The organism is Caballeronia zhejiangensis (genome assembly GCF_022879815.1).
Taxonomy (GTDB): Bacteria; Pseudomonadota; Gammaproteobacteria; order Burkholderiales; family Burkholderiaceae; genus Caballeronia; species Caballeronia zhejiangensis.
On the sequence record NZ_CP084283.1, the window covers coordinates 1377940 to 1391321 of the forward strand.

General features: G+C 61.9%; 10 protein-coding genes. 4 read left to right on the forward strand and 6 right to left on the reverse strand.

Going from position 1 to position 13382, the window contains the following annotated elements; all coding sequences use genetic code 11:
* Positions 1–3: 3 nt before the first annotated feature.
* A complete protein-coding gene (locus LDZ23_RS06670) occupies positions 4–1341 on the reverse strand; it encodes an Nramp family divalent metal transporter (protein ID WP_244808060.1) in 1338 nt (445 codons plus the stop codon).
* 552 nt (positions 1342–1893) lie between these two features.
* Here LDZ23_RS06670 and LDZ23_RS06675 point away from each other — a divergent pair.
* The 4 genes from LDZ23_RS06675 (at position 1894) to LDZ23_RS06690 (ending at position 6031) form a co-directional block, all read left to right on the forward strand.
* The gene (locus tag LDZ23_RS06675) at positions 1894–3009 is read left to right on the forward strand and encodes a polyamine ABC transporter substrate-binding protein (RefSeq protein WP_008349802.1); all 1116 of its coding nucleotides are present in this window, start codon (positions 1894–1896) and stop codon (positions 3007–3009) included.
* Positions 3010–3138: 129 nt separating this feature from the next.
* Entirely contained in the window at positions 3139–4311 is a 1173-nt protein-coding gene (locus LDZ23_RS06680; RefSeq protein ID WP_244808061.1) for an ABC transporter ATP-binding protein, read from the forward strand.
* Complete coding sequence (locus tag LDZ23_RS06685) at positions 4308–5216, forward strand: ABC transporter permease subunit (RefSeq protein WP_244808062.1); 909 nt, start codon at positions 4308–4310, stop codon at positions 5214–5216. The genes LDZ23_RS06680 and LDZ23_RS06685 overlap by 4 nt, the downstream gene beginning before the upstream one ends.
* Positions 5216–6031, forward strand: a complete 816-nt coding sequence (locus LDZ23_RS06690) for an ABC transporter permease subunit (protein WP_033536119.1) — start codon at positions 5216–5218, stop codon at positions 6029–6031. Before LDZ23_RS06685 ends, LDZ23_RS06690 begins: the two co-directional genes overlap by 1 nt.
* Before the next feature lie 107 nt (positions 6032–6138).
* Here the strand turns inward: LDZ23_RS06690 and LDZ23_RS06695 are convergent, their stop codons facing one another.
* The 5 genes from LDZ23_RS06695 to LDZ23_RS06715 all read right to left on the reverse strand — a co-directional run bounded on the left by LDZ23_RS06695 (position 6139) and on the right by LDZ23_RS06715 (position 12719).
* Entirely contained in the window at positions 6139–7719 is a 1581-nt protein-coding gene (locus tag LDZ23_RS06695) for an NHL repeat-containing protein (RefSeq protein WP_244808063.1), read from the reverse strand.
* 48 nt (positions 7720–7767) lie between these two features.
* Complete coding sequence (locus LDZ23_RS06700; protein ID WP_244808064.1) at positions 7768–8691, reverse strand: SphA family protein; 924 nt, start codon at positions 8689–8691, stop codon at positions 7768–7770.
* A 570-nt stretch (positions 8692–9261) separates the two neighbouring features.
* Complete coding sequence (locus LDZ23_RS06705) at positions 9262–10284, reverse strand: threonine/serine dehydratase family protein (protein WP_244808065.1); 1023 nt, start codon at positions 10282–10284, stop codon at positions 9262–9264.
* Positions 10285–10307: 23 nt separating this feature from the next.
* Complete coding sequence (argE, locus tag LDZ23_RS06710) at positions 10308–11534, reverse strand: acetylornithine deacetylase (protein ID WP_244808066.1); 1227 nt, start codon at positions 11532–11534, stop codon at positions 10308–10310.
* Positions 11535–11768: 234 nt separating this feature from the next.
* Positions 11769–12719, reverse strand: a complete 951-nt coding sequence (locus LDZ23_RS06715; RefSeq protein ID WP_425129925.1) for an IS110 family RNA-guided transposase — start codon at positions 12717–12719, stop codon at positions 11769–11771.
* Between the last annotated feature and the right edge of the window lie 663 nt (positions 12720–13382).

Consider the following 13382-nt stretch of genomic DNA (forward strand, 5'->3'; position numbering starts at 1 on the left):
GCGTCAGGCCGAAAACACCGCCTGCCAGAGCATCGCGCCGTTCAGCGCGACGATCACGCCCGCGCACATCCACGCCAGCGCCAGCGGCACGCGCGCGACGCGCCAGCGGCCCATCAGCGCGGCATCGGAGGCGAAGCGCACGAGTGGAATCACGGCGAGCGGCAATTGCAGGCTCAAGACGACTTGCGTCGCGACGAGGAGCGCGTTCGAACCATGCTGGCCGAAACTTCCGACCGCGACGAGCGCCGGACCGATCGCGAGCCCGCGCGTCAGGAGCGCCCGCGCCCAGCGCGCCATCTTGAGGCGCAGGAAGCCTTCCATCACCGCCTGGCCGGCGAGTGTGCCCGTGACCGTCGCGTTCAGGCCGCACGCGAGCAGCGCGGCGGCGAACACGACGCCCGCCCAATGGGTGCCGACGAGCGGCGCAATGAGACGGTGGGCGTCGGCGAGATCGTTCACACCGGTGTGGCCGTTCGCGTGGAAGACGGCCGCCGCGACGATCAGTAACGACGCGTTGACGATGAACGCAAGCCCGAGCGAGCCGAACGTATCGATGTTCACGCCACGAAGCGCGCGCCCGATGGTCGCGTCGTCGCGCGCGCTCGCGTGCTCCTTGACGAGCGCGGAGTGCAGATAAAGGTTGTGCGGCATCACGGTCGCGCCGAGCACGCCGGCGGCGAGCCAGAGCATGCCGGCATCGCGGACGAGTTCGCGCGACGGCGCGATCCCGCGCAGCGCATCGCCCCAGACCGGATGCGCCAGCGCGAGTTCGATGACGAAGCACAAACTCACGAGAAAGATGAGCGTCGATACCGCCCGCTGCAGGGTCCGCTTGCCGCGGTTTTGCAGCGCGAGCATCGCGAAGGTTCCGACCGCCGAAACCAGCACGCCGGCCGTGAGCGAGAGGCCGAAGAGCATTTGCAGCGCAACCGCACTGCCGACGACTTCCGCGACGTCGCACGCGATGATCGCGATTTCGCACGCGATCCACAGAACGAGCGTCGTACGGCGGCTGTAGCGTTCGCGGCACAGTTGCGCGAGGTCGCGCCCGGTCACGACGCCCACGCGCGACGCGACCCATTGCAGCAGCATCCCCATCAGGCTCGCGAGCAGGACGACGAAAAGCAGCGAGTAACCGTAGCGCGCGCCGCTCGCGAGCGCCGTCGCCCAGTTGCCGGGATCCATGTAGCCGACAGCGACGAGCGCGCCCGCGCCGGCGAACGAATACCAGTGTCTGCGCGGGCGCGGCGCGCGCCCCCGATCTTCACGGGTCGCCACGGGCGACTGCGCGTCGGATTTCGCGGCTGACGGCCGGGCGAGCGCGGAGGGATTGGTATTCATGCGGGAGGCGGCCTCGGATAGCGTTGCAACGGTGCGCGTTGCCGGTTCAGAAGACGCCGCTTTTCGCGGCGCACGTCGAATTGGCTCGCAACAACTGTTCCGCTGGCTATTCGTCAGGCTTGTCCCGTGTCGGCCGCGCTCGTGCGAGTCAACGAAACGACGAAGAAACGACTCGCAAAACGGCGGGCGCAAGGGGACGCAGGCGACCGACCACGAATAATGACATTGCATCGGGCTTACGCCTGCGTGTCACTTTGACGAGTGTGGGTTTATCACGTGCCGCGGCAGCGGATTAGGGGCTAAAATGCGCGCTCTTTCCGGCTGTCGGCGCGCGGCGCTAAGCCGGGCAGAGCCCCGCGCGGCAAGACCGTCGCCGCGTGGCGCAAGGGCGTGTACATTTTGCGCGACAAGCGGCGGATTATTTTTTGTCGCGTCCGCGTTTAATGGTAGTTTTCGGGGTTTTAGGGGAGTCGCGGGTCGCTCGGCGATGCGAAAATGCGCCGGGTCCGGGCGGCACGACGTCGTGACAAGTCGGAACAAGGGAGAATCGAAATGAACGAGAAACTGGCGAGCCGCACGGCCAAGCTGGCGGGCGCCCTGGCATGCGCCGCGATGTTGACTCCGCTCGCGGCCTTCGCGAAAGACACGCAGTTGAACGTGTACAACTGGTCGGACTATATCGCGAAGGACACGATTCCCAACTTCACCAAGCAGACCGGCATCAAGGTGAAGTACGACAACTACGACAGCGACGACACCCTGCAGGCCAAGCTCCTGACCGGCCGTTCCGGCTATGACATCGTCGTGCCGACCAGCAATTACGCCGGCAAGCAGATCGCCGCGAACATCTTCGCGCCGCTCGACAAGTCGAAGCTGCCGAACCTCAAATATCTCGATCCCGACCTGATGAAGCTCGTCGAGGGCGCGGATCCGGGCAATAAATACACGGTGCCCTGGGCGTACGGCACGACGGGCCTCGGCTACAACGTCGACAAGGCGAAGCAGATCCTCGGCGCGAACGCCGAACTGAACAACTGGGACATCCTTTTCAAGCCCGAGAACATCTCGAAGCTGAAGGCGTGCGGCGTCTCGGTGCTCGACGCGCCGGACCAGATGTTCGCGGCCGCGCTGCATTACATCGGCAAGGATCCGATGAGCACGAACCCGGCCGATTATCGCGAAGCGCTCGCGATGATGAAGAAAATCCGTCCGTACATCACGCAGTTCAACTCGTCGGGCTACATCAACGACATGGTCGGCGGCGATATCTGCTTCACCTACGGCTGGTCGGGCGACGTCGTGATCGCGAAGCATCGCGCCGTCGATGCGAAGAAGCCGTTCAAGATCGAGTACTACATTCCGAAGGGCGGCGCGCCCGTGTGGTTCGACGTGATGGCGATTCCGAAGGACGCCAAGAACAAGGACGCGGCGCACGAGTGGATCAACTACATCGAGACGCCGCAGGTTCACGCCGCGATCACCAACGCCGTGTACTACCCGAGCGCAAATCTCGAAGCGCGCAAGTACGTGGATAAGGACGTCGCGAACGATCCGGCCGTGTATCCGCCGCAGGATGTCATCAAGACGCTGTTCCTGCTGAAGCCGCTGCCGCCGGAAATCCAGCGCCTGCAGACGCGGCTCTGGACGGAATTCAAGTCCGGCCGATGAATCCGATAAGCCGGTTATTCTTTTGAAACGACGAAGCCCCTGGACCTCCGGGGGCTTTGTTCGTGATCGCATCGCGTGGCGGGGCGAGTCACGAAAGACGCATGGAAGCAAGGAGTCGAACAGGCAATCATGAGTGAGCAGTCGAGCGCGTTGAAGGCAGCGCCTAATTCCGGCCGGCGCGAGCCGGGCAGTTTCCCATCCGTCTCGAGCACGGACGACAGCTTCGTGCAGATCGTCGATGTCGTGAAGAAGTTCGGCGAGACGACGGCCGTGCGGGGCGTCAACCTGTCGGTGAAGAAGGGCGAGCTGTTCGCGCTGCTGGGCAGCTCGGGCTGCGGCAAGTCGACTCTTTTGCGCATGCTCGCCGGACTCGAATCGGTGACCGAAGGGCAGATTCTGATCGACGGGGAAGACCTCGCGAAGATGCCGCCGTACAACCGGCCGGTCAACATGATGTTCCAGTCCTACGCGCTCTTTCCGCACATGAGCGTGGAATCGAACGTCGCGTTCGGGCTGAAGCAGGAAGGCGTAAAGGGCGGCGAGCTGAAGGACCGCGTCCACAACGCGCTCGAACTCGTGCAGATGGCGAAGTTCGCCAAGCGCAAGCCGCACCAGTTGTCGGGTGGTCAGCAGCAGCGCGTCGCGCTCGCGCGCAGCCTCGTCAAGCGACCTAAGCTGCTTCTGCTCGACGAGCCGATGTCCGCGCTCGACAAACAGATTCGCCAGCGCACGCAGATCGAGCTCGTCAATATTCTCGATACGGTGGGCGTCACCTGCATCATGGTGACGCACGATCAGGAAGAAGCGATGACGATGGCCAATCGCATCGCCGTGATGAGCGAAGGGCAGATCGTGCAGCTCGGCACGCCGCACGAAGTCTATGAGTATCCGAATAGCCGCTTCTCCGCGCAGTTCATCGGCTCGACCAATCTCTTCGACGGCAATGTCATCGAGGACGAGCCGGATCACATCTTCGTCGAATCGCCGGACCTTCCGGTGCGGCTCTATGTGAGCCACGGCATCACCGGGCCGCTCGGCATGCCGGTGACGATATCCGTGCGTCCCGAACGCATCGCGCTCACGCGCAAGCCGCCCGAAGGCACCTACAACTGGGGCCGCGGAAAGGTGACGAACATCGCGTACATGGGCGGCTACACGCTCTATCACGTGACGCTCGATTCCGGCAAGGTCGTGGTCGCGAACCTGTCGAGCCTCGCGATCGGCGAGATCGATTCGCCCACGTTCGACGACGAAGTCTACGTGCGCTGGAGCGCGTCGGCGGGCGTGGTGCTGACCGCATGATGACGAACTGGCTCAAGCGCATCGGCGTTTCCGGACGCACGCTCGTCATCGGCGGTCCTTATCTGTGGCTCCTGCTGCTGTTCTTCGTGCCGTTCCTGCTCGTCGTGAAGATCAGCTTCGCGGACAGCCAGCTCGGCATTCCGCCGTACACGGATCTCGTGACGATGGAAGAGGGCGTGATGCATATCGCGCTCGACTTCGCGCACTACGCGTTCCTTGTCAAGGACAGCCTGTACTTCGCGACCTACATGAACTCGCTGCTGGTCGCGGCGGTATCGACGGTGCTGTGCCTCCTGATCGGCTATCCGATGGCGTATTACATCGCCCGTTCGAATCCGGCCACGCGCAACATCCTGATGATGGCCGTGATGCTGCCGTTCTGGACGTCGTTCCTCATTCGCGTGTACGCGTGGATCGGCATTCTGAAGAACAACGGCCTGCTCAATAACTTCCTGATTTCGATCGGCCTGCTGCATTCGCCGATCGAGCTGTATCACACGAACATCGCGGTATATATCGGCATGGTGTATTCGTATTTGCCGTTTCTCGTGATGCCGCTTTACGCGCATCTCGTGAAGATGGATCTGACTTTGCTCGAAGCGGCCTACGATCTCGGCGCGAAGCCGTGGAAGGCGTTCGTGCAGATCACGTTGCCGCTGTCGAAGAACGGCATCATCGCGGGCTGCCTGCTCGTGTTCATTCCGGCGGTGGGCGAGTACGTGATTCCCGAACTGCTCGGCGGCGCGGATACGCTGATGATCGGCCGCGTCATGTGGAACGAGTTCTTCAACAACGCCGACTGGCCGATGGCTTCCGCCGTCACTTGCGCGATGGTCCTCTTGCTGCTCGTGCCGATGGCGCTTTTCCAGCACTTCCAGGCGAAGCAACTGCAGGAAAAGCGATGATCAAGGTCAGCCGTCCGTTGCAAATCACCGCGCTGGGATTGGGATTCGCGTTCCTCTATATACCGATCCTGAGTCTCATCGTCTATTCGTTCAACGATTCGCCGCTCGTCACCGTCTGGACCGAGCCGTCGCTCAAGTGGTATCGCGCGCTCGTCACCGACGACGAACTGATCAACGCGGCGTGGCTGTCGTTGCGCATCGCGTTTTTCACGGCGTGCGCGTCGGTCGTCATCGGCACGTGGGCGGGCTTCGTGCTCGCGCGCATGGGGCGCTTCAAGGGCTTCACGCTCTACGCGGGCATGATCAACGCGCCGCTCGTGATCCCCGAAGTCATTCAGGGCATTTCGCTGCTGCTGTTGTTCGTCGAAATGGCGAAGCTCATCGGATGGCCGGATCGCGGATTCTTCACGATCTGGATCGGACACGTCATGTTGTGCATCTCGTATGTGGCGATCATCGTGGAATCGCGGGTGCGGGAGCTGAATCCTTCGCTGGAGGAGGCCGCGCTCGATCTCGGCGCGACGCCGCTGCGCGTGTTCTTCTCGATCACGCTGCCGCTGATCTCGCAGGCGCTCGTCGCCGGTTGGCTGCTGTCGTTCACGCTTTCGATCGACGATCTCGTGCTGTCGGCGTTCCTGTCCGGTCCCGGTTCGACGACATTGCCGCTCGTCGTGTTCTCGCGCGTGCGTCTTGGCCTGAATCCGGAGATGAACGCGCTCGCGACTTTGTTCATCGCGCTCGTGACGGTCGGCGTGATCGCGGCGAACGTCTTCATGCTGCGCAGCGAACGGAGAAAGCTCGCAACGGTGATGTGACGTCAAGTGGCCGGACGCAAAAAGCGCGTCCGGCACGACGCTGTAAACGCCGAAGGGCCATCGCGATGTTCAGTCGCGATGGCCCTTCTTGCATCAAGACGCGCCGCTTACTTCGCTGCTGCGTCCTTCAGAACGACGCGCGTCGGACCGCCGATGCTATTCATGAGCAGGTCGCCGTTGGACATGTACTGGATGATGGCGTAAGCGCCGTTGCCCAGATTGCTCTGCCCGAACGACACGCGATGCACGGTCTTGCCGGTGTTCCAGTCCATGCCGGTGATTTCCCAACCCGTCTTCGGATAGTAGCCGTTCACGAACACCATGTTCGACGCCGAACTCGTGCTCGGCACCATGCTGATGGAAACGACGTCGTCACGCGTCCAGACCGAGCGCCATGCGTGCTTCTTCGGATCCCATTCGAGACGCTCGGCACCCGAGGCCGGCTTGTTGACCGGACCGAGCGACAGCACGTCGACGAGCTTGTCCGGATGGCCCTTCTCGGCAACGTTGTTGACGACGAACGCGCCGTAGCCGTTCACGACCACCGACTGTTCGCTCTGAACGAACTTCGGCGGATGCTTGAGTCCGGCCGTGATGCCGATCTGACCGGCGATGCGCGGCGACTTCGTACCCGGAATCTGCTTCCAGCCCGCAGGCATCTGGTCGCGCCAGAACGCGACGAGGTGCATGCGGTTCGCGCCGTCCGTGATGACCACGAGCTTGTCCTGGTCGTCGCCGAAGCCCATGAGCGTGGGCGTGGAGCCGGTGCCGTCGCCGAACTTGACTGCGGGCGGCTGATCGCCGTGCTCATATTCGGCCTTCCATGCGCCGTCTGCTTCGTCTTCCGAGAGCTTCGTGCCGGTCCAAACGACCTTATGCATCACGCGATTCGACGCAATGTAGATGCCGCCTTTCTGATCGATCGCGAACGAGTTGCTCACGAATTCGCCCGGCGCAAAGCGGATCGTCTGCGGCTGGCCTTCGAGCGAACGGTCGAACACGCTGATCGACACGTTCGATGCCACGACGAACTTGCCGTCGTACGTGACACCCGTGCCGACGAGATGCGCCTTGCCGACGATCGGTTTCATGTCGACGGTCTTGATGACCTTGATGCCGGCGGCCGGATTCTTTTCGTCCACGAGACCGAACATGCTGATGTTGCCGTCCGAATCGTTGTAGTAGACATGATTATCCTTGTCCACCACCGAGTACACGCCGTTGACGACGCGCGTCCAGTCGAGGCCGTAGGTCTTGAACACTGCGTCTTCGGCCTGCTTGATGTTCGTGTAGCGCTCGCCGAGCACCTTGTCGTGCAGCGCGGCCGGAATGACCTTGTTGCCGGGCGCCGGGGCGCGTGCGACTTCCTTGAAGCCGCCGTTCGACACGTCGATATACGTCACGCCTTCGCTGGACACGCCCCACATGTAGTTCGGCGACGTCGACGCGAGCGTCATGATGTTCACCGGACCGGCGACGACGCGCGGCGCCTTGCTGATATCGACGTTGAAGAAGCCGGGCTTGACCGCATACGGAAACGCATCGCTCTGCGACGAATCGAAGTGCGTGATCGAATATTTCTCGGCGGCGAGGAACGGGTTGCGCGGCGGCTGCTTCGCTTCCAGCGCGTGCGCGGTGCCCGCAGCGAACAGCAGCGCGGTTATCGTGCTGATAGAGGTTTTTTTCATGCGTTGCTCCTTCTTCGGGTTGAATTCATATCGCGATGCGGGCAGGCATCAGAACGCCAGCGTCGCGCTTGCCATGAAACTGTTGGTGCTCTTGAGCCGGTTCGTGCTCGCGATGCTCGGCACCCAGCGCAAGCTCGCCGAAACGGGATGTTTGCCGCCCACCTTGGTGTCGTAAGTGACGATGGGACCGAGCGAGAAGTCATGTCCGACGAAGCCGTCGAGCCGATCGGCGACTGGGCCGGAGTCCTTGCCGAGCTGCTGAACGGTGCCCATCACGAGGCCTACGCCGACGCCATTGGCGAATTTCTTCAGGCCCATTAGATCGAGCGTGAAGAGCGGGGCGTTTTGATAATCGGTGGCTTGATTGCGCGTGTAGAACTGCAGTCCCGCGACGGCGTCGAATTCCAGGCCGTACTGCGGAACGAGCTTCGTGTACGCCACTTGAGGCACGAAGGTCCAGTTGTTCAGGCTCGTGTTGGCGAGCGCGTTCGGGTCGTAACGGCCGGTCGGCGCCCAGACGTTGAAGCTGAGCGCGATGTGATCGGTGCGCGAGAAGTGGTATCCCGCGACGATCGGCGTGAAGTAGAGGTCAAACAAGTTCGCGGCGCTGTCGCTGCGCGCGCCGTTCAGGCGTCCGACGGACGCGCCTGCTTTCACGTCGGTCCAGACGTAGGGCAGCGTGATGGCGGACGCGAAACTCCATCCGCCCATGCTGCCCCACGAGCGCATCAGGGTAGCGAGCGTGAAGTCGATCTTCGCGTCGACGCCGGCAGTCGCCGTGCCGGCGATCGGCACGGAGCGGTTCGCGCCGATCGAGCCGTCGAGATAGATGTTCTCGAAGTTCACGATGGTCATCGGCTCGGGCGGCACGATGCCCGCGCTCGGGCCGACGCTCATGCCCGCGACAGGCCGGCCGAGCGCGCTTTCGGTTGCATGAGCAACGGGAATGCAGGCCGATGAGGCCGCCAGCATCAGCGCCAGAACTGATCGGCGCGCGGTAAGTCCGCGACGCGTGCCGAATTCAGATAAAACGCATTGCATTATTCCCGTTTCTGGGATTCGATTTATTTTGCTCATTGTTTGAAAAATTGGTGCGTCCAAAAGCGCCGTAATAAATGGATCCGTCTATCTATCCGCTTTGCGAAATATCGCGGTAGACATTAATTGAATTTAATCGCTATTCGTAGGCGTGCGTGTTCCCGCAACGATGGATCGTTGCTGCCTGTACTTGCCGGAGAGAGTTCTTGTTCGTGCCGAATCAGCTCCGCGAACTTTGAAACGGGCGCTAATGGCGATTGAAAAAGATTAAACAGTGCTCAGGTTTAGAAACAGATCTTCCGACTGCATTTGGTTGGCGACACTATCAGCGCGCACGTGCGCAGACAAGCTTTGCCGCCGGAATGACAAAGATATGCACAAAGATCAATTATTTTTTTCATTAATACGCTTTGAGAAAATCTCAGCGTGAAGTTTGCGCAAAACGAGTTCGGGGCGCACGATGCGCCCCGAGAAAAGACATGCAAACGCCTGCTTGCGAAAGCTTCAGTCGCCCGACGCTTCCCGCGCGAGCGCGAGATGCTTCGCGAAGGTCGTCGGGTCGGTATTGGTGCCGCACAGCAGCACGCCGACACGCTTGCCTTCCAGCCGCTCGCGCAACGGTCCGAGCAGGGCGGCGGTGGCGGCGGCGCATGCCGGCTCGACCGCCAGTTTGAGTTCACCGAACAACTGCAGCATGCCGTGACGCAGCTCGTTGTCCGACACGGCGACGATCTCGTCGATATGCCGCCGACATAGCTCGTAGCTGTACTGCTCGGTATGCGGCGCCATCAAAGAATCGGCGATGCCGTGCATCGCGCCCATCTTGACCGTGTGATTCGCCTCGAAGCTGCGTTTCATCGCATCCGAGCCTTCCGGTTCCACGCCGAAGACATGCAGCGACGGATTTGCGAGGCGCATCGCCGTCGATACGCCCGCGGCCAGGCCGCCGCCGCCGATCGGCAGGATCACGGCGTCGAGATCGGGCGCCTGCGACGTCCACTCGTAGCCGAGCGTCGCCGTGCCGAGCACCGTGCGATAGCCGTTGAACGGATGGATGAACACGCGTCCTTCTTCCGCTTCGACGCGCCGCACGACATCGAACGCCTCGGCGACGTTCTCCGCGAACACGACTTCCGCGCCGTAGCGCCGGCACAGCGCCACGCGCGCCGGGCTCGCGCTCTTGATGATGACGACCTTCGCGCCCACTTCCATGCGCTGCGCCGCGTACGCGACCGCCACCGCGTGATTGCCCGCCGATACGCACGTGACGCCCGCCGAACGCTCGCTGTCGGTGAGCGCGAGGATATTCGAAAACGCGCCGCGCGCCTTGAACGTGCCGCTTGCCTGCAAGAGTTCGAACTTGAACGTGACCGGCGTGCCTTCGAGCGTCGGAAAGTCGTGGCGCTCGAAGGTCGGGGTGCGCGTCACCCACGGCGTGAGCGCCATATGCTGCTCGGCGATTTCGTCGAGCGTCGGAATCGGTGTGCCGTCGATCGTATTGTCGGAATGCTGCATGGCAGTGGACATGACGTGTTGTCGATCTGGAGAGGTCAACGGGGCTGTGCTTCGACGGACATGCTGTGGATGAACTTGCCCAGGAACGCCTCGCACTGGACGAGCTGTTCGAGCGACACATACTCGTTCGCCTTGTGCGCCTGTTCGATGTTGCCCGGCCCGCAGACGATGCTCGGCACGCCCGCGTTCGCGAACAAGCCCGCTTCGGTGCCGTAGGCGACCTTGTGCTTGTCCTGATTTTGCGTGAGCGCGCGCACGAGTTGCGTGATCGCGGCCTGCTCGGTGGCGTCGAGGCCGGGCGCGGACGCGAGCTTCGTGAATTCGATCGCCGCGTTGCCGTGTTCCTTCAGCATCTTCGGCAGCAGCGTGTCATGCGCGTACGACTGGATGCGTTTGAAGATCTGATCGGGATCGATCGTCGGCAAATTGCGGAATTCGAACTCGAAGTTGCATTCGGCGGGCACGGTGTTGATCGCGTTGCCGCCTTTTATCGTGCTCGTCTGACCGGTGGTGAAGGGCACGTCGTAGAGTTCGTCGAACGGACCTTGCGCGCGAAACTCGTCGACGAGATCGCGGATGTGGCAGATGAGCCGCGCTGCGTACTCGATCGCGTTCAGGCCCTTCGGCGTCAGCGACGAATGCGCCGCGAAGCCGCGCACGCAGCAGTGATAAGTGTTGATGCCTTTGTGCGCGATGATCGGGCGCATCGATGTCGGTTCGCCGACGATGCAGCCATCGGGTTTGAGGCCGCGCTTTTTCAGGTCGGCGATCATCAGCGGCGCGCCGGCGCAGCCGACTTCTTCGTCGTAGGAAAGCGCGAAGTGGATGGGTTTCGCGAGCTTGGTCGCCTGCATCTTCGGTAGCATGGCGAGCGCGGCGCCGATGAAGCCTTTCATGTCACACGAGCCGCGGCCGTAGAGGAGGCCGTCGCGCACTTCGGGCTTGAACGGATCGCTCTGCCAGTCCTGACCGTCGACCGGAACGACATCGGTGTGACCCGACAGCACGATGCCGCCGTCGGTTTGGCCGTCGTGCGCCGGGACCGTGGCGAAGAGATTCGCCCACTGGCCGCGCGGATCGTTGGTGATGGTCGCTTCGATGCCCGCTTTTCGCAGTTCGTCGCGTACCGTTTCGATCAGGCCGAGATTCGGATTGCGGCTTACGGTATCGATGGATACGAGCCGTTCGATCCACGGCAGGCAAATGGGCGTTTCGGTTCTGGATTGAGCTTCGAGATTCGCCGTGTCAGCGATCTGTGACATATTTTTGCTCCTGCGGGTAGGGTTTGATCATAGCCCAAAAGAATGATGCTGGCCGTAGGGGGCTTTTTGGTTTTTGAGTTTTGGGGCTTTTGAGCTTTGGCGCTTTGGGGTTGTCGCTGGATCCCGTTTTCTTAGTGGTCTATTAGCGTTGCCCCTGTGCGGGGCGGCAGTCACTTTCTTTGCTGCTGCAAAGAAAGCAACTGTATTGAGCGTCAAGGGTTGAGTTGGTAAGGATCATGGTTTTGGGGGATTCCAAGTTGTGCCGTCGCGCATCATGGCGTTGAGCTGGGTGAGCATCTTGCGCATTGCTGCGACGAAGGCGACTTTGGTCTTTTTGCCTCTGGCGCGCAGGCGGTCGCAAAACGCCTTGATGTGCGCGTTGGATCGCTGGGCGGCGACGCAGGCCATGTAGAGGGCGCGCCGCACGATGGGGCGGCCGCCCGAGACGTGTCGCTGGCCGCAGTGAGCGCCGCTATCGGAATTGAACGGGGCGAGCCCGGCGAGCGAGGCGATTTCGCGGGCGTTGAGGGTTCCGAGTTCGGGCAGAAAGGCAATGAGCACGGCCGCGGCGCCTTTGCCGATGCCGGGCACGGAGCGCAGCACGGCCTCGGTCTTGCGCCAGAGATCGTTGGCGTGCAGGAAGGCGTCGATGTCGCGATCGGCGTCCTTGATGCGCTGTGAGATGAAGCGAATGAACTCATCGATGCTTGGCAAAGCGGATTTATGAGCGCGTTTGCGGCGATTTTGCTCGGCGGTGAGCATCTCGATGAGCTGTGCACGGCGCAGGATGAGGGCCTGCAACTGCTGGGTTTGCTCGTCGTTCAGGGGTCTGACTTCGGGTTTGATGGTCGCGCCATAGCGGGCGATGAGGCGCGCATCGATGCGATCGGTCTTGGCCCGTACGCCGGCGGACCTGGCGAAGTCGCGCACCCGCTTGGGATTGACCGCGACGGCGGGCAAGCCGGCCTGGCAGAGGGCTTCGAGGACGGCGCGTTCGAGCTTGCCGGTGGCTTCGAGCACGATGAGTTGTGGGTTGAGCGGCAGCAGTCGGTGGATCAGCTGCGCGAAGCCATCGGGAGAATTGGCCAGGCGAAAGAGTTCGGAGGATTCGTGGAAGGCGATGTCGAGAAAGGAGCCGCTGACATCGATGCCAACGAACAAAGGCGAGACGGAAGAGGATTGGATTTGGTTCACCACAGCACCCATACTTGCAAAGATACGAGCTCGAGGCTCAGTCAACTGTCCGGGTTCAAAGCGGTAAGGAGAAGCGGCGCCACCAGCTTTCTTTCGGGCTGTGAGCCCATGTAACACAAACGGGCTACCGCTTCGAGCGAACGGGAGAGATCAGCTTCCGGACGCCAGATTCAAGATACAAGTAACCAAAGAAAGCAGCTTCCGATACGCCCGCGGTCACACGCAATTTGGGTAGTCCTCTCGTCCATCGTGGGCTGCCTAAAGAGTGCCCTCATAGGCCCCATCGGGCTTGGCTCGCGCACGGTCTGTCACATCGCACCACACACCAAACTGGTTCAGCACCAAATAGCTCCAGCCCGCTTCGCGGCCGACCGGTCAAGCGGGTCTGCGTGTGCTTTGCTACTAAATTCTCTCTCGCACCGCACATGCAAACCTATGGTTTCCCTTGCAGACCCGGCGGCAGCGCGTAGCGCTGTGCCGAAGCTCTTTCGTGCTGAACCAACGTTCTGAACACCTTCGGGCGGCAGACCGTGCGCGAGCCAAGCCCGATTAGGTGTTTGAGGGCACTCTTTAGGCGAGTGCCGCCTGTGACGAGAGGACTACCCAAATTGCGTGTGACCGCGGGCCTGAAGAGCTGCTTTCTTTGCTTACTTT

Excerpts from the sequence above, each read along its gene's own strand:
- LDZ23_RS06670 (WP_244808060.1), bottom strand. The coding sequence starts at position 1,341 with ATGAATACCAATCCCTCCGCGCTCGCCCGGCCGTCAGCCGCGAAATCC.
- LDZ23_RS06675 (WP_008349802.1), top strand. The coding sequence starts at position 1,894 with ATGAACGAGAAACTGGCGAGCCGCACGGCCAAGCTGGCGGGCGCCCTG.
- LDZ23_RS06680 (WP_244808061.1), top strand. The coding sequence starts at position 3,139 with ATGAGTGAGCAGTCGAGCGCGTTGAAGGCAGCGCCTAATTCCGGCCGG.
- LDZ23_RS06685 (WP_244808062.1), top strand. The coding sequence starts at position 4,308 with ATGATGACGAACTGGCTCAAGCGCATCGGCGTTTCCGGACGCACGCTC.
- LDZ23_RS06695 (WP_244808063.1), bottom strand. The coding sequence starts at position 7,719 with ATGAAAAAAACCTCTATCAGCACGATAACCGCGCTGCTGTTCGCTGCG.
- LDZ23_RS06700 (WP_244808064.1), bottom strand. The coding sequence starts at position 8,691 with ATGCTGGCGGCCTCATCGGCCTGCATTCCCGTTGCTCATGCAACCGAA.
- LDZ23_RS06705 (WP_244808065.1), bottom strand. The coding sequence starts at position 10,284 with ATGTCCACTGCCATGCAGCATTCCGACAATACGATCGACGGCACACCG.
- argE (WP_244808066.1), bottom strand. The coding sequence starts at position 11,534 with ATGTCACAGATCGCTGACACGGCGAATCTCGAAGCTCAATCCAGAACC.